This window comes from Pelagicoccus enzymogenes, from assembly GCF_014803405.1.
Lineage (GTDB): Bacteria > Verrucomicrobiota > Verrucomicrobiia > Opitutales > Opitutaceae > Pelagicoccus > Pelagicoccus enzymogenes.
Genome location: NZ_JACYFG010000036.1, coordinates 201,002 through 218,001, shown reverse-complemented (window position 1 = coordinate 218,001; position 17,000 = coordinate 201,002). Strand labels below are relative to the sequence as shown.

At 57.8% G+C, this 17,000-nt stretch carries 9 protein-coding genes; 2 read left to right on the top strand and 7 right to left on the bottom strand.

From position 1 onward, the window contains the following. Positions 1 to 71: 71 nt before the first annotated feature. The 4 genes from IEN85_RS13230 to IEN85_RS13215 form a co-directional block, all read right to left on the bottom strand. Positions 72 to 3,800: a TonB-dependent receptor plug domain-containing protein gene (locus IEN85_RS13230; RefSeq protein ID WP_191617558.1), complete on the bottom strand. Its 3,729-nt coding sequence runs from the start codon at positions 3,798 to 3,800 to the stop codon at positions 72 to 74. A 539-nt stretch (positions 3,801 to 4,339) separates the two neighbouring features. Beyond that, positions 4,340 to 5,449 (bottom strand): peroxiredoxin family protein, encoded by a 1,110-nt coding sequence (locus tag IEN85_RS24790; RefSeq protein WP_191617557.1) that lies wholly within the window; start codon positions 5,447 to 5,449, stop codon positions 4,340 to 4,342. Positions 5,450 to 5,503: 54 nt separating this feature from the next. Continuing rightward, positions 5,504 to 7,363, bottom strand: a complete 1,860-nt coding sequence (locus IEN85_RS13220) for an alpha/beta hydrolase family protein (RefSeq protein ID WP_191617556.1) — start codon at positions 7,361 to 7,363, stop codon at positions 5,504 to 5,506. Positions 7,364 to 7,420: 57 nt separating this feature from the next. Then, on the bottom strand, positions 7,421 to 8,581 hold the full coding sequence (locus IEN85_RS13215; protein WP_191617555.1) for an AraC family transcriptional regulator: 1,161 nt from the start codon (positions 8,579 to 8,581) through the stop codon (positions 7,421 to 7,423). Positions 8,582 to 8,683: 102 nt separating this feature from the next. Here IEN85_RS13215 and galK point away from each other — a divergent pair, with 102 nt between their 5' ends. Together galK and IEN85_RS13205 are read left to right on the top strand one after the other, a co-directional pair. Then, positions 8,684 to 9,871, top strand: coding sequence for a galactokinase (gene galK, locus IEN85_RS13210; RefSeq protein WP_191617554.1), 1,188 nt, complete (start codon positions 8,684 to 8,686; stop codon positions 9,869 to 9,871). Between the two features lie 314 nt (positions 9,872 to 10,185). Continuing rightward, positions 10,186 to 11,736, top strand: a complete 1,551-nt coding sequence (locus tag IEN85_RS13205) for an HDOD domain-containing protein (RefSeq protein WP_191617553.1) — start codon at positions 10,186 to 10,188, stop codon at positions 11,734 to 11,736. Positions 11,737 to 11,831: 95 nt separating this feature from the next. Here the strand turns inward: IEN85_RS13205 and IEN85_RS13200 are convergent, their stop codons facing one another. The 3 genes from IEN85_RS13200 to IEN85_RS13190 form a co-directional block, all read right to left on the bottom strand. After that, on the bottom strand, positions 11,832 to 12,293 hold the full coding sequence (locus tag IEN85_RS13200) for a bifunctional nuclease family protein (RefSeq protein WP_191617552.1): 462 nt from the start codon (positions 12,291 to 12,293) through the stop codon (positions 11,832 to 11,834). Positions 12,294 to 12,420: 127 nt separating this feature from the next. Beyond that, on the bottom strand, positions 12,421 to 13,785 hold the full coding sequence (locus IEN85_RS13195) for a TolC family protein (RefSeq protein ID WP_191617551.1): 1,365 nt from the start codon (positions 13,783 to 13,785) through the stop codon (positions 12,421 to 12,423). 48 nt (positions 13,786 to 13,833) lie between these two features. Next, on the bottom strand, positions 13,834 to 16,992 hold the full coding sequence (locus IEN85_RS13190; RefSeq protein ID WP_191617550.1) for an efflux RND transporter permease subunit: 3,159 nt from the start codon (positions 16,990 to 16,992) through the stop codon (positions 13,834 to 13,836). Positions 16,993 to 17,000 lie beyond the last annotated feature (8 nt).

Here is a 17,000-nt window from a genome sequence, read left to right as displayed (position 1 = left end):
CACTGCATTTGGAGTGGCCCCAAAAAAGGACCCTCCTTGCGAAGGGTCCAATCGTGGCGTTCAAGCTACCGCTAGAACGAGAAGGTGTTGGTGAGTTGCCAAGTCATGCCCTCCTGGATGCTGTAGTTGCCCGGGCTTCCGTCCGGTTGGACGGAAAGTGGCTTTAGCTTCGGGTCTTCTCCAACGTTGCGGAGGTTGAGCTGGACGCGCCAGGTGACGCGGTCGTTCAAGTCGATGTTCTTGCCAGCCCAGAAGTCGAAGTGGCCTTCGCTGTCGCTCCAGTAGGGCTTGTTGATATCGAGGTTGTCTTGGGCGGCGTTGAGACCGTAGCCGAGGATCTTGCCGTCTTTCCAACGGTATCCGCCACCGAGGTTCAGGCCTGCGAAAGCGCCGTCTCCGATTGTGTAGTTGGTGACCAGATTCGCGGACCACGGTGAGAGCTCGGCGGCGAGCTTGCCGTTGGTTTGGACTTGGAACTGGTAGGCTGCCCAAATGTTGTTGTTGAAGTAGGCGCGCACGGTGTTGTCGCCACCCCACCAGAGTCGGAGATCGCCGGCTGGGCTTTGGTACTTTTCGTATGCGGCTTCGATGTAGTTGACGAGATCTTCGCCCAAGCCGGTTTGGTAGGCGTCGGTCTTCGAGACGTTCATGGCAACCGACCAGTTCTTCGTGAGGTTGCCGAGCAGTTCGTATTCAACGCCCTTGGACACGTACGAAACGGTGCCGGTTGGCCAAACGCCATTGATTCGGCCGCCACCTGCGGGTTGAACGCCGCCAACGCCAGCTGTGGGAGTCCATCCTTCGATGCCGCCGATCCAGTCGCCAGCCTTAACCTTGTCCACGTCCACGGAGAAACCGTAAGCGTCGAACCAGGATTGATCGTTCATTTGCGCCAACCAAGAGTTGACCGCCTCGGTTTGGGCGATGGTGGATGGGTGGTCGGTGAACACGTCGGAGCTTACGTCGTTGTAAGCCGCGTCCCAAGCTCCGGGGAAGTCTTCGGCTCCTGCGACGCCGTTTCCGTCAACTTGAGCCCAGTTCCAGTACCAGCCCCAGCCCAGAACGCCGGTGTAGTCTGCATAGGTATCTGGATCGGCGGATACTTCGCGGCCAGCCAGGTCGAGGAGCGCGGATGCGGTTCCCCAAGCCTCGAGGTTGCGGAGGTAGTAAGTGTTGTTTCCGAGGGTCGCGGTTTCGCTGGATACGCTGGAGATGTTTGCGTTTTCTACCTTCGTTTCGTAGAAGGTGGCCTTGAAGGTGAGGCGATCGTCCAGGGTCGAGATTGCGAAGCCGTAGTCTTCGGTCGAACCGGCGGCGTTGGGCAGAGGGTTGCCGCCGAAGCCGAAGCGGTTTTCGACGCGCATGTTCCGTCCGCTGTTGTAGTTGAGCGACACTGTCGTGCCCGCTGGGAGCTTTTCGGCGATAAACTGAGGAGTGTGTACTACGACACCCCAGCTGGTGCTGCTACCGGTGATGGAGAATTCGTCGCCCGTGTAGTCAGGATTCACCTTCGCAACTCCATTGTCCTCGAACGCTGCGGTCGAGTTGCCTTGGATCAGTGACTGCGTGTCTTCGCGATAGCCCCAAGTCGGAACGACGAGTCCGTCGAAGAAGCGACCTTGCCAGGTGATTCCCTTGGACTTGGTCGTGATCAGGTTTTTGGATACGCCGGTGTAGAGCTGGTCGATATCTCCCTCGTCCGCGTTGAGAATATTGAAAGGACGACTGACCCAACCAACGTAGTTGAGAGGATTCTCGGACTGGAAGCTCGCTTGGGATTCTCCGTTGATGATGGTGGGGTCGTTCCAAGCGGCGCCGGGCGAGACGGACGCATTCCAAGTGGAATCGAAGTAAGGAATGTCGTAGCTGCCAGAAATGTTCTGGATCCCGGTGATACCAGCTAGCTGCAACCCGCTTGCCGAGCTTGTGTTTCGGAGGTCGCCGCTCAGGTAGGTCATCCAGTCGAGCACGACATCCCCGTTTACGAGGCCGCCGTTTTCGTTTCCGTACGCGTCGGACCAGGAAGGCTCCACGGCGTAGCGGATCCAGTCTCGTGATTCGGTTTCGTATGAAGTGTCCGAATACACGCCGTTGATGGTGTGGCGTCCGAGGAGCTTGCCGATAGCGTTGTCGCCCAGCATATCGCGGAAGTCGAGATCCGCGAAAGCGGTGAGGCGGTCGTTTTCACGTTCGGTAAAGCGGGCGGAATTTGTGCCGCGCGTGGAGGAGCCGACGAAAGCGCGCCCTGCGTTCGGGTTTTTCACGACGACTCCATCGCTCTCGTAAGCCCATGGGTAGTACATGAGGTTTTCGCGAATGTCCACGGAGATGTAGGATCCGTTGAGGTTACGGGTCTGGCCGTCTTGGTAGGATTGGCGGTCGATCACGACCTCGTAGCCGAGCTTGTTATCGAGAAACGTTTGCTCGAAGGCGAGGTTGTGGGCGTCCCAGTTCTGCCATTCCTTCTTGTTTGGTCCGTCGATGAGAACGTTGAAGAAGTCGAAGACGGAGTCGTCGGTGAGGGCTTTGGTCTTATAGAAGCCAGATTCGGCAGCAGGGTATCCGGGCTCGCCGTTGTAGTTGGCGTTTTGGGCAAACTCGTTGAAGGACGCGATGCCGATGTTGGAACCGTAAGGGATGCCGTCGATACCTGCGTCGCGATTGCCTTCGGAGTTGATACCCCAGTTGGTGGTGGCTCCGGCTTGCATCCAGCTTGCGGGCATGGAAGAGCTAGCACCGTCGAAAACGAAGACTGGGTTGGACGTGGCTTGGATGTTGGGACCGGGGTATTGCACGGTCCAGTAGTTCTTGGTCTCGCCGTCGATGGTGGACCCTTGGTAACCGATCACGCCGGCTTCCCAAGCGTAGTAGGGGTCCCAAGTCTGGCGGTTGATGGCGTTCGCGTCGAAGAAAGGCGTGATGCGATCCTGCGGCGGGAGGACGCGGGGGCGATTGGCCTCGATGTCGCCGTCTTCGTAGCTTGCCCGAACGAGCGTGCTAATCGAATCGGTATTCATGAAGTTCGGCTTGTAGCGTAGGGCTACGAAGAGGCGGCGATCGTCCTCGTGGGCTGGACGTTGTCGGTATTTCTGGTTTTCGTTAAGCACGGAAACGCGAACGGCTAGCTCGTCTTCGATCAAGGTCTTGTTGGTATCGAAGGTGGTGCGGATGGAACCGAAGCTGCCGAAGCCGATTTCAACTTGGCTGTCGTTGGAGAAGTTTGCCCGGTTGATGCCGGTGTTGATGATACCAGCGGGGGAGCCGATTCCGAAGAGGATGGAGTTCGGTCCGCGTTGCAGCTCGACGCGTTCGACGTTGTAGGAGTCCCAAGGGATGTCGGAGCGGAAGTAGTCGCGGGTATTGTCGGCCGAATCCAGTCCGCGCACGCGGGTGTTGTTGTTCGGGGAAGCGAAGTTGGCCGCTTCGCTGACGCCGTCGATGTAGGTGTTGCCGACGCCGGCGTAGTTGCCTCCCACGCCGCCGACTTCGGTATTCGTGGTGTAGGTCAGGAGCGACTGGTTGTCGGTGGCGTTGGTATCGCGCAGAAAGTCTTTTGTGACGACGCTGATGGAGGAGGCGATGTCCTTCAGGTCCGTTTTGATGCGCGTGCCCGCCAAGGATGCGGTTGCTCGGTAGCCTGTCGAGTCGTCGGCGGTGACTTCGAAGGGTGAGAGTTCGAAGATTTCTTCGTCCTCTACGTCGTCTTGGGCGTTGGCGACAGTGCCCGCCATGGCGAGCGAGCTGGTCAGCAGGAAAAGGCCCGTGAGCCTTCTCGATTGGTCGTATCTAGGTCTGTTCATGTGCGATTTATTGTAGGTTTGACTGGGTTGCGTGGTTTTGGGGACAGCCAGCAAGAGAGGGAAAGGCGGATTGGTAGCGAACTTTCCAAGCTGCTTGTTGGATGGGGAAATGGAGTTTCTCGAATGGAGTTTGTTAGGGCTTGGGATAGAAAACTGGCTTGGGATAAATGCTGTAAATCTCAAAGATAGAACGTTAAATCATAGATTCGGAAATTTGCGTTCTTGATGTCGAAGTGAAGTTTTCTCGGAGGAGTACTTGGGGCTGCCCTATTTAAAGGGGGGAGGAATTCGAGGGTAGGATGAAGCGTTAAATCAATTTCAAGCTTCTTGGGTGGGGAACGGAAATTTGGGAACAGGGCAAGGGGAGGCGGGTAAGTGGCTCGATTTAATTTAACCTTAAATTAAGCAACTGAAATGGACTAGAGGCGAGTAAGGCTGTCAATGCAAATTATAGCTAGCTGGAAGCCGAGACGGTAGGGACGTGGCGGCCCCCCCGGGGAAGCGAGAGGGCGTTTTCGAGCGTTTCTCTGTTTTCGAACTCAGAGCAGTCCGAGGTCCCTCAACTCATTGTCTAGGGCTTCGCCTCTCAGGTTTTTGGCGATGATGCGACCGTCCGGATCGAGTAGGAAGCTAGCGGGCAGGGCGGTTACGCCGTAGCCGGCTGCGAGCGGAGAATTCCAGCCTTGGAGGTCGGAAACGTGCACCCAGGTCGCTTGGTCTCGCTCAACGGCTCGGCTCCATGCCTTCTCGGTCGTGTCCAAATTCACGGCGAAAATCTCGAACCGCCTGTCTGCGACTTTTTTGACGAGCTCGGAGTAGTGCTTGTTTTCCAGACGGCAAGGAGGACACCAACTCGCCCAGAAGTCGACCAGCACGTAACGCCCTCGGTATTGGCTGAGCGACACCTCGTCTCCCTCCAAAGTCTTCCCTTTCAGCTCGGGAGCGACGCCGCCGATGGCAACTGTGCGAGCGGTATCGATTCGCTTCCGCAGGCTTTGGGTGGCTTGGATCGGTCCGTGTCTCTCTGCGAACGCTTCCACGAGTTGAGAGAGTTCTTGGAGTCGGTAGTCGCCGCTTAAGCGAAGGGACGCTCCGTACAAGGCCATGGTATCTTTCGCTCGCTCGATCACGAAATCGTTAAGCTCCTGTAGATGCTCTTGGTAGGCGTCGACTTCAGCTTGGGTGAGGCGAACGATTTCGTCGTCGGACGCTCCTCGCGACTTCGCTTGCTTGATGTTTCGGCGAGTTGGATACACGAGCCGGGCGAGCGACTCTTTGCGAAAGGATTCGTAGTTTTCGAGGATTTGGGTTCCGGGAGACCCGTGAGCGACCAGTTTCCCCTCCCGCAGGTTGAGCTTGATCGTTTCCGCTTCCGCGACCGCCAGCGTAATCTCAGCCGCGTCGCTTCCTTTCAGCACGTAGATCCCGGGTTCCTGTCCCAGTTCGAGCTCGAGGGATCCGTCGCTATTCGATTGGTTCGCTGACACGCGTACGGTTGAACGCTGGTCGACATCGTGTCGGGCCAGGGTTATCTCAGCCGAAGGGGCAAACGTGCCGGCGGGAGCTTGCAGTTTGAAGCCTGCTATCGCTGTGGAAACCGAAGCCCAGGCAAAGCTGAGGGTTAGGATTATGGTGCGCGTGTTCCTCACAGCTGTCCTGACGCCCGAAACCTATGGCTGCTTGCGCAAAAGAGTTGGGGTAGGCTAGGGCGATGCCTCTTCCAGGAATTCAGCGAGGCTTGAGTAGAAGGAAATGCGGTTCTTCTCCAAGGTGAATCCGTGCCGGTTGAAGCTCAGAATCTTCAGTTGGCTCTGCTTTCCTGCTTTCTTGAGCGCTTTGTGCATGCGGCGCGATTGGGTGGCGGAAACCGTTTCATCGGAGCGTCCGTGGATGAGGAAAACGGGACAGCTTATCTTCTTTGCTTGAGGCAGCGCGGATGCCGCGAACCAGTGCGCGCGGTTTTTTTCGAAGTCTGGGTAGTAGGTGTTGGTCTTCAGCCGTGCGTACACCGGTTGCTCCTCGAATGCCTTGTCGAGGTGGGTAGGCCAGTCGTAGACGCCGGCGTAACCCATGCTCGCGAAGAAAATCTCTGGTTCGGCTGCTGCGCTGCAGAGCGAGACGTGCCCACCGAAGCTCGACCCGTAAATGGCGATTTTGCCCGGAGATGCCAGCCCCTGGTCCACCAGCCAGCGAGCTCCGTCTACGGTGTCCCGGACGCTGCTTTCGATGGAGTCGATGTGCGAGTACGGACTGAATTCGATTCCGTAGCCTTCGGAGCCCCGGTAGTTGATTTTCAATACATGGTATCCCAGTTTTGCAAAGTATTGAGCTTCGGCATCCCAGCCCCAGCGATCACGAGCGCGCGGCCCTCCATGAATCATTAGCAGGGCTTTGTGGGCTTGAAAACTGTGGCTCGTTGCTCGAGTGAGGTAGCCGTGAATCTTCGTCCCGTCTCGAGCGAGGTAGGTGATCGATTCCGTTTTCGCTGATTGCTCGGTATCGATTTCGGGAAGCTCTTGCAGGAGCAGCTCCTCCTCTCCCGTCTCGATGTTAAAGCGTAGCCACTCCTTGGGGCGTTTGTCGCTGAAGCGCTGGTAGACGACGGAACGCTTCTCAGCGTCGTAGCCCAGTACTTGATTGAAGGTAGCGGGGTGTTGGCGATCGATGCGAGCGGATATTTCCGCCATTTCTGGATCGAGCCAATATGTCTTCGGTTTTTGAAGATCGTATTGGAAACCGTAGGTTTTTTCCGTCTCGGGATCGACCACGATGAGGTTGTAGAGGATGTCGTACTCTTCGTGCTCCAGAACAGTATCGACGTATTCGTTTTTGGCGCCGTTGAAGGTGTAGGCAGCGAATCTTGCGTCGCCGTCATGCCGAACGAATACAATAAACTCGTCGGGGCCTCCGTGGAAGAGAACGCCCACCGGATGTCCATTGATATCGATGTCTCGCCAATCGTCGTCCGCGCTGGATCGGTAGGCGTAGCGGTCGCGTTCGTATTCGTCGATAGTGTAGCGGATACGGGTGACGCCGTCCTTGTCGGTAAACCAAGCGAGTATTGTCCCGTCGTTTTCCTCGATGCGTTTTCTAGATCCGTTTTTGGCGTTGATAAGGTAGAGGTCGTTGAATTTTTCGTCGAAGTTGTCGTCTTTGCCGATGTAGAGGTTCTCGGTATCGGGAAGGGTGTCGTAGACGCGGTAGAAGTCGGCTGGCTTTACGCTAGCGAGCTTGTAGCTAGCGGTGTAGGCCCCGATGGGAGTGCCCAGCTTTTGGGCGAAGAAGAGTACGGTATCCCGGTCGATCCAGTAGTAGTCGTAGATGTCAGGCGTATCCTCTACGGACGCGGTGTAGGTCCGGCCAGATTCCAAGTCGAGCAGCTCGAGCCTGCTGATTCCCTTACGCGACGAGAGATAGGAGAGGCCACGGTTTCCAGGGGTGAGGCGAACGTCCGAGACGTCGGGCTGTTTGAAGAGCTCTTTCGCGAGCGTCTTATAGTTTTTGTTGGCGAAGCCAGAGGAGATGCTGAGGCTTCCAAGAAGTAAGAGGAGGAGAAACTTCATGAAAGTGGGGATTTGAAAGGGGGCGATCGCTAGTACGCAACAGGGGAAATCATGGATTCATCGCGGTTGGGTGTGCTGGATTCGGTACTGGCCGGGCGTGCAGCCGATTCGTTTTTTGAATACAAATCCAAGGTATTCCTGATGGCGAAAGCCGCAACGCTCGGCTAGGTCGGGCAAGGGCAGGCTTGTCGTGGACAGCATTTCCTTGGCTCGATTGACCCGCACGGTGAGGATGGACTCAAGCACGGTTTGGTCGAGCGAGCTGCGGAAGCGTCGTTGTAGTACGCTGCGTGATACGCCGGCAGCTCTTGCTATATCGTCCACGCTGATGGGGTCGCAGGCATTGTTGCGTATGAAGCGAAGCGCCTTTACCAATGCTGGATCCTCTAGGGCCGTGGCGTCGCTAGATTGCCGTACGTGCAAGATGTGAGGGGCGACCTCGGTGCTCTGGCGCACTTCCTCTCCCTCCTGGAGAATGCAATCCAAGGTGCGGGCGGCTTCGTAGCCGACGAGCTCGTGGTTCGGTTCCACGCTGCTCAGCTGAGGTTGGCAGATCTCGCAGAAGGGCAGGTCGTTGTCGACGCCGACGAGGCTGACCTGGTCGGGAACGCTGAAACCGGAAGCCTGGCAGGCTGCCAGCACGTCGGGGCCGAATTGGTCGCTCGCGATCATGATACCGACCGGTTTGGGAAGCGAAGCGATCCAGTTTTGGATGCGGTCGATGTAGTTGGCCCAGACTTTGGAAGCCCGGTCCTCGTGGGCAACTTCGAGGCTCGACAGTTCCGTATTCAAGGTGGCGCGACAGAAGGAGGCGAGCTCTTGGCGACGCGCCAACGACCAGTGTTCGTCGCTCAGGCCAAAGAAGGCGACGTTGCGGAAGCCGCGCTCCTTGAAATGGTTTCCAACGAGGGATGAGATGGCTGCTTCGTCGCATTTGACGACAGGGTAGTCTGTGTTGGGGACGTTTCCCAGCACGTCCACCACTGGCACTTGGCAGGCTCTCACTTGGGCATGCAGTTCCGGATTTGCCACGCGGGCGATGATTCCGTCGCCCTGCCAATTGTCCAGCGATGCCGTGGCGAGGGCGCCGAGGGGGCCAGTGTGGTAATAGAGCGACCAGTCGTTGCGTTCGCGAGCGAAGCGCGAAATGCCTCGCACGATCTGCCGGCCAGAGTTGAGCGAGGTTTCTACCAGAATGGCTATGTTCTTGCGTGGCATCTTAATGTGACCTGATTTCTACAAAGTTTGACCTGAGCAATCGTTGTTCAAGATAAAAATAGTTGGTATTATGCCGTTCCTGTACTGATTGAATCTTTTAATATGAGCACTGAAACCCTCTCACCTGAGCATCAAGCGACCATCGAAGAAGTCGGTAATCTCTTTGCGGAATCCGGATTTGGAACTCCCGAAGTCTTTGCGGTGGCCCCGGGGCGGGTGAACGTGATCGGCGAGCACATCGACTACAATGGCGGCTTGGTCTTGCCCGCGGCGATCGACCGTTGGGTTCACGTGGCGATTCGCCGTCGCGACGACGCTCTGGTGCGTTTGGTTTCCGCCCAGGCTCCGGGCAAGGTAGAGGAGTTTCTTGCCAGCGACGATTTGGCTCCCCAGGGCAACAACTGGTCAAACTACATCAAGGGAGTGGTCACCGGCTTGAAGAAGGCTGGTTTCGAGGTTCCCGGCTTCGAAGCAGCGGTAATTTCGACGGTTCCAGTCGGTGGCGGCTTGAGCAGTAGCGCGGCCTTGGAAGCGGTGTTCGGCAAAGCGATTCTGACTTTGCTCGGCGAGGAAATGGACGGTCTCGACCTTGCCAAGCTCTGTCAGAAGGCGGAACACGACTTTGCGGGCGTTCCCTGCGGGCTGATGGACCAAGCAGCCGTAATTCTTTGCGAAGAGGGAAAGCTGCTAATGCTCGATTGCGTGGATGACAGTTTTCAGCATGCCCCGTTCGAGGATCCGGACTGGGGGCTCCTGATCATCAACTCCTGCGTGAGCCATGAGCTTTCCGACGGTGGCTACGCCGTGCGACGTGACGGTTGCCATGCAGCGGCCAAGATTCTGGGAGTGGAAACCTTGCGCGAGATCGATCCAGCCAAGTTGGATGAAGCTCTCGCTCATCCAGATTTGACGGAAGACATGAAGCGTTACGTTCGCCATGCGGTGACGGAAATCGCTCGCACGCTCGAGACGGTAGAGGCTCTTGGCCAGCGCGATTATGCCTTGGCGGGCGAGCTGCTCAATGCCAGCCATGCGTCCTTGAGGGACGATTACCGAGTGAGCTGCCCGGAGTTGGATTTTATCGCGAAGCTGGCTCAAGCTCAGGAAGGCGTAGCGGGCTGTCGCATGACGGGAGGCGGTTTCGGCGGGTCGGCTATCGCTTTGGTACGTCGTGACTGTGTCGCGTCCTTGACGGCTTTGATCGAGTCTCGCTACGAAGCGGAATTCGGCATCGAGCCGAAGATCTTCGAGACGCGTCCCATGGGCGGCACCCGGGCTTGGAAGGCTTAGGCTAGCGGATTTTTCCTGACGGCTCTTTTCATGCGAAAGGGCTGACTCTCTGCAAGTGGGCTGCTCGCTTCCGAGTGGACGTTTCGAGCGAGTGGCCTCGGAAACTCCTTAGTTCTTGTGGGGCAGGAGCCTAGCGGCTGGAGAAAAAGAGGCCCTAAACCCGCTAGGCAGGTTTGCCGATAAGAAGATTGGTCCTAGTTGGCCGTTCCCTGGCAAGAAGTCTCCGAGGAATGAGCCGTTCCAGGCTCGCTTTTCCTCCATTCTCGAATTTCTTCCCCGTGGCTCAATTGAGCCTCAAACGAACTGCTTCCTCTGTGTCCACCGCTGCTCCAGATACGCTTAGTCCTCTCGCGCGTAAAACGCTGCGTCGCCTCAACGACGCTTTTGAGAGCGGTCAGACAGGGGCGATGCCGGAGATCGTGCAGACGGTGCGAAAGCTGTCCGGGCAAATCGCGACCGTTTCGATCCAAGACCTATCGGAAATTATCGAGCGGGATCCCAGCGTTACGGAAAAGGTTATCAGCGCAGCGAACACCTTTGGCTACAATCCCTCGGGCATAGAGATCGCGACCATCAACGAGGCGATTCACACCGTGGGCTTCGATCGGATTCGCAATCTGACATTGACGGTGATGCTGGCTCAAAACGCGGGCAAAGGGCTCGACAGCGAACAGCAGCGGGAAATGGCCTCCCTCTCGGTTTGCAGCGGTATGCTGGCGCAGAATCTTGTTTCAGGTTCCGAGATGTTCAGCGCGGATCCGGATCTCGCTTTCGTGAGCGGCTCCTTGCGAAACTATGGAAAGCTGCTGATCGCGACTTATTTCCTCGACGAGTACAAGCAAGCTCGCGAGCTGTCCCAGCGCGGAGACAACGATGCAGCGTATCACGAAATCTTTGGCCTCACGCCGCTGGAATTGGGTCACACCCTGTTGCTGAGCTCCAACCTTCCCGACGTCATCATGCAGTCCTTGGAAAAATTGCCCAAGGAAAAGCTGGCTCGATCCGCGCAGTCGGAATCGGAGGAGATACTGATTTCCGCAGAGTTCTGCGTGAAGGTGTGCGAGCTGACCTTTGACGAGACCTTGAATCCAGATCAGTTCAAGAGCGAATTGGGAGCGTTGGTGAACATGTTTGGCGACAGCCTTCCTATCGATCTTGATAGCGTGTTGGAGGGGCTAGAAAAGGTCGATTCCAGCATGAGCCAGTTGAATGAAGTGATCGGAATCAAGAGCAAGGATTCGCCTGCGAATCGAGCCTTGAGGGCGCGGCTGGATGGACGTTCCGTCCGCGCCGCAGCCTCGAGTCGTTCCGGAAAGTCGATAGGTATTGGAAAGCCGAATACAGGATTGGAGCGCGACCTTAACGACATTTTGGAAGAGATGCTCGAGAGCGAAGAGCCGCTTGACGACGAACAGGTCAAGAAGCTCTACCAGAGCCTCAACTGCGCGATTGCGGCGGAGCTTAGCATCGAGTGCTGCATGACGTTTTTAGAGGATCAAGAAAATAGCAGGACGGTGCGTTTTTCCGCTAGGCATGGAACGGGGCCGCTCTATGAGCGCATCAAGAACCGTCCTCTGGTTTCATCCGACAACAGCGATATCTTTTCCATTTGCCTCGCTCGGGGCGAGGACATCCTGATTCAGGAGGCAAACGCGGGGAAGATTGCTAAGGTCATCCCCGAGTGGATACATGACAAGGGAGAGGTGAATTCGCTTATCATGCTTCCGGCTGCCTTGAACAAAAAGCTATTCGCGATTTTCTTGGGCGTCCGTTCCGACGGCTCTCCGATCGAGATCGAACCTGCGACCCACCAGCGCTTCCGGCAGCTGCGCACGCAGTTGGCAAAGATGCAGTCGCGTCGTTAAGGCGAGCTCGTCCGAGCTGAGGGCGGGGAATCGAAGGTCTAGTGACCTTCTTTACGCTTTAGAGGAGAGCTTTACCCACGAACCGGGCGGGCGACTTACTTGTCGTTCGATTCCTCGCTTTGTTGCTTGAGCACCCGCTCGAGGATGGAGGTCATGTCCTCGGTGGAATTGAAGACCTTTTCGGCAACGAAGATAGGAACGTTGTTCTGCAGGGACAGTACGATCGAGTCGCTGGGACGCGCGTCGAGCTCGATGATCTTGGTGTCCACTTCGTTGCTCATCTCGATAAAGATGCGGGCAAAGAAGGTGCTCTCCTCCACGTCGTTGATGATGATGCGGGTGATCTTGGCTTCGAGGCCGAGCAGCATGGAGGAAATCAAGTCGTGGGTGAGCGGGCGTTCTTTCTTAACGCCGTTGAGAGCCATGGAAATGGCATTTCCCACGCTATGGTCCACGTAGATGACGAATACCTTGTCCTCGTTGCCAAGGAAAACGGCACAGCCGTTGACTGTGGGCATGACGCCTTTAACAGAAATTTGGATTACGCTGGTATTCATGTGGGGAATGGCAGCAAGAGTCGTGCGCTTGCGAGTCTACTCTAAACAGGGATCGTCCCGTTTGGGCAAACATTTAGCAAAGCTTTCGAAAACTCTCGCAGCCTCCGAGGAGCCGGGAGAGCCGTGTTTACTCGGCGCTGGGCCAGATGTCGCGGGAAATGGATTCGTTCCCCAAGGCGCGGCGATACTGGGCGACCGCTACCAGATGCTGGTAGTTTGCGGCCAATGCGTTGGTGCGGGCCTCCGTGAGGGCCACTTGAGCTTCCAAGACTTCAAGTTGGCTGATGGAGCCTGTCTCGAATCTCGAGTTGGCCATGCGTACGGCTTCTTCGGCCTGTTCGACCACCTTGACGGCGGCTTGGGCGAGCTGGTCGGCTTCTTGCAGGGCGGAAATGGCTTGGCGAACTTGGACTTCGATGCCGAGGCGGAAGGACTGCTGCTGGATGCGGGCTTGCTCCAGCTGGGAAAGGGCTTGCAAGCGTTGTCCTCTGGTTTGGCGTCCGTCCCAGATATTCCAGCTGGCTTCGAGGCCGAGGGTCCAGCCGTGAGGGCCGTCGTCGAAACTGGAGGAAAAGTTCGAACGTTGCTTTCCGTAGCTTCCGACCAAGTCGAGGCTTGGCTTCAGGCCGGAGTTGGCAATTTCCAGGCCAGCCTCGCGGGCTTTGGCGATGGCCTCCAGTTGCTTGAGTTCGGAGCGGTTCGCGAGCGCTTGCTCGAGTCCTTCTTGCAAGTCGTACTCGATTGGCTCGTAGACGAGTTCGTCGGTGAAGTCGGGGACTTTTTCGAGGTTCAGAGCATCGCGGCGGTAATTTTGGTAGCCCATGCTTTGTCGTAGTTGCTCGATGGCGACGCGAAAGGCTCCGCGACGGCGGATGAGCGGGGGCTGGGCGTTGGCGAGGGCCACTTCGGCCCGCAGCACCTCGAAGTCCGAAACGTCGCCAGCGTCGCGGCGAAGCTTGGCGTTGTTGAGCGTTTCTTCCAGAAGCTCGATGTTTTGCTCTTCCACTCCGATTTGGTCGCGGGCCAGCAGGGCGGCATAGTAGCGCGTACGAACTTCGAGCAGGGCGTCCAGCACCGTGGACTCGAGGGAGAGCAGGCTCGACTCGCGCAGCAAGTCTTGCACGTCCAGAGCGGCCCTGATGCCGCCACCTTGGTAGAGGGCTTGGCGAGCGGATAGCGTGATGCTCCAAGACTCGGTCGTGGCCGGGAAAAAGCTGTCGGGATCGCTGAGCCCTTCGTCCAGTTGGCGGTAGGATCCGTTGAGCGAGACGGAGGGCAGGGCTCGAGCCTTGACCTCTACGATCAAGCCTTCCTGCTCCTTGATGCTCTCGATCGCCTGTTTGATGGCGAAGTTGTTCTCCAAGGCGAACTCCAGGGTGGTTTGCAAGGAGAGCGTCTCGGGAACTTCGGGAGTCTCTTGGGCTTGCAGGGGAGCAAGCGTGGCGATGAACGCTGCAAGTCCAGCGGTGGCGCGTTTAAGTTTTGGATACACGGGAAGAGGAAGAGTCAGTGGTGAAGAGTGTTAGGTGAAAGGGGTTATCTAGGCGGTGGCATTGGCTCCGGCGGCGACGCTCGTCTCGCTCGCCGTTTCTTCGCTGGTTTCGCGCGTCTTGGCGAGGATGACGTAGAGCGAGGGTACGAAGAAAAGGGTGAACACCGTACCGATGGCCATGCCTCCAACCAAAACGAGGCCGATTGAGTTACGAGCGGCGGCGCCCGCGCCCGTTACGAAGATGAGCATCATGTGGCCGAATACGGTCGCTGCAGTGGTCATGAGGATAGGACGCAGGCGAACGGCAGCAGCCTCGGCGGCGGCTTCCATCTTCTCCTTGCCTTGACGCTGCAAGGCGTTGGCGAATTCCACGATCAGGATCGAGTTTTTGGTGACGAGCCCGATCAGGGTGATGACGCCCACCTGGGAATAGATATTCCAAGACGTGGTCCAGCCCCAGCTCCAGTGTGGAGTCCACGGATCGCCAGGCGCCCGCAGGGCAACGAAGAGCAGGGCTCCGAAGAAACCGAGCGGCACGGAGCCGAGCAGGATGATGAGCGGGTCGCGGAAGGAGTTAAACTGGACGGCCAGCACCAAGAAGATCAGCACCATGGCCAGTCCCAGCATGGGAAGGAAGTTGGATCCCTCCACGCGCAGCTGGCGGGATTCGCCGGCGTAATCGATTTGGTAGGTGGCAGGCAACTTTTCGGCAGCGATGCGTTCCAGCTCGGCAAGGGCTTGGTCGAGCGGAGCTGCGGGGATGCCTTGGATCTTGGCGGAGTTGAGCTGGTTGAAGCGGTTCAAGCTGCGCGGCTCGACGCCGTTTTCGAGCCTGGCGATTGCATCCAGAGGAATGAGTTTCCCGGAAGGGCCGCGCACGAAGATTTCCTTGATAGCGTCTGGAGTGAGGCGTTCCGCTCGCTCGATTTGGGCAACCACCTTGTAGCTTCGACCCTTGATTGGGAAACGGTTCACGTAGTTGCCACCCAAGTTTGCGGCTACGTCACGCCCTACGGTGGCCATGTTCAGTCCAAGGGCGGCTATCTTTTCGCGATCGAAGACGATGCGCGTTTGCGGTTCGTCTACCTTGACGTCGATTTCCGGGGGGAAGGCGAAGAGGCCGCTTCCGGCGGCTTCGGCGGCGATCTCTTGCGCGAACCCGAGAACTTCCTTGCTGTCGGCCGTGGAGGATACAACGAACTCGACCGGGAAGTTGCTGCCGCCCGGCAATGCTGCGGGAAGGATTGGGAAGAGAGTAATGCCGGTTACGCCCATGAGTTTGGGCATCAGCATTTGGCGGATTTCAAAGATGTTCGTTTCGCGCTCGTCCCATGGTTTTACGATGACGCCGCCGAAACCTCCAGTAGCGAACGTCAGCTGGAACGAATAGTCGTACTCCGGCAAACTCTCGAAGGCGTCCTGAACCTGAGCGGTGTAGAAGCTGGCCTGTTCCACGGTGGAGTTCGAGGGGGTGGAAACGACCCCGAAGATGACGCCTTGGTCCTCGGTGGGAGCCAGTTCGGTGGTCATGCTTGCGAGAATGAAGAGTGGCAGCACGCAGATCGTGAGCAAGGCGCCTCCGGCGAAAACGATCCAGCGATTCTTGACGGTGAGCTTGACGGCTCGGTGGTAGCGGTCGCGGAGTCGGTCGAAGAAGTGGTTGATGGCGCCGGTTAAGCCCTTCTCCTCGTTTTCGGCTTTCAGGATTGCTCCTGAGAGCATGGGGGAAAGGGTGAGGGCCACGATGCTGGAGATGATAACCGATCCCGCCAAGGTCACGGTGAACTCGCGGAAGAGCGACCCCGTCAGGCCGCCTTGGAATGCGATGGGCGCGTAAACGGCTGCCAGCACGATGGTGGTGGCGATGATCGGTCCGATGAGCTCTCGGGCTCCAAGGATCGCAGCGTCCAGCGGCTTCTCCCCTTCGCGCAGGTGTCGTTCCACGTTTTCTACCACCACGATGGCGTCGTCCACCACCAAGCCCACTGCCAGCACGATGGCGAGCAAAGTGAGCAGGTTGATGCTGAAGCCGAAGACCTGCATGAGGAAAATGCCGCCTACCAAGGAAATCGGAATCGCCACGATGGGGACCAGTACCGAGCGGACGGATCCGAGGAAGAGGAAGATAACCACCATTACGATGGCGAGGGTTTCCGCTAGAGTCGTGATGACCTCGTTGAGGGCAGTATCGATGTATTCAGTTGCGTCATACGCAATCTCGCCGGTGAAGCCGACGGGGAAGGACTGGCGCAGTTCGTCCATTTCCGCTCGCACGCGGTCGATGACGTCGAGCGCGTTGGCGGTCGGCAGTATCCAGATTCCCATGAAGACCGCGTCCTTGCCGTCGAACCGTACGTCTGCGGTGTAGTCCTCGGCCCCGAGCTCTACGTCCGCCACGTCGCCGAGACGAACGAGGTCAGCTCCCTTGTCACGCACCACGAGCTGGCGAAATTCCTCGACGGAGGATAACGCGGTATTGGTGGAGAGCTTAACCTGGAGGTATTGGCCCTTGGTTTGCCCGACTGCGGAGAGCGTATTGTTGGCGGCGAGGGCGGCTTGCACTTCGCTGGCGCTGATGTCGTAGGCGGCCAGCTTGTCGGGCTGCAGCCAAACGCGCATGGCGTAGGTGCGAGGCCCGAGGATATCGGCTCGCTGCACGCCGGGAACGGCGGTCAAGGCGGGCTGCACCACGCGCACCAGGTAGTCGGTGACCTCGTTGCGCTCCTGGCGCTCGGAACCGAAGCTCAGGTACATGGAAGCGGTTTCCGAGTCGGCGGTTTCGATGCTGATGGTCGGAACCTCGGCTTCGGGAGGCAGGTCGCGGCGGGCTTGGTCGAGCTTGGAGGAGATCTCGGCGAGGGCTTTGGTGCCGTCGGCGTTGAGCTTGAGGCGCGCCTTGATGGTGGACAGGCCCTGTACGCTGGTCGACTCGATGTAGTCGATGTTGGCTGCGGAGGCGATCGCCCGCTCGATGGGAGTGGTGATGAAGCCTTTAACCAATTCTGCATCGGCTCCAATGTAGGGCGTCACGATGGTGACGGCCGCGTTTTCGTTGGCCGGATACTGCCGTACGGTGAAATCTCCGGAACCGCTGGTAGCGGTGAAGATGGCTTGCACGCCAGCGACGACGATCAGGAGGTTGACGACGATGGCAAGGACTGGCCGACGGACGAAGTGGTCCGTGAAAGCTGACTTTTTGTAACTCATGGCAGGCG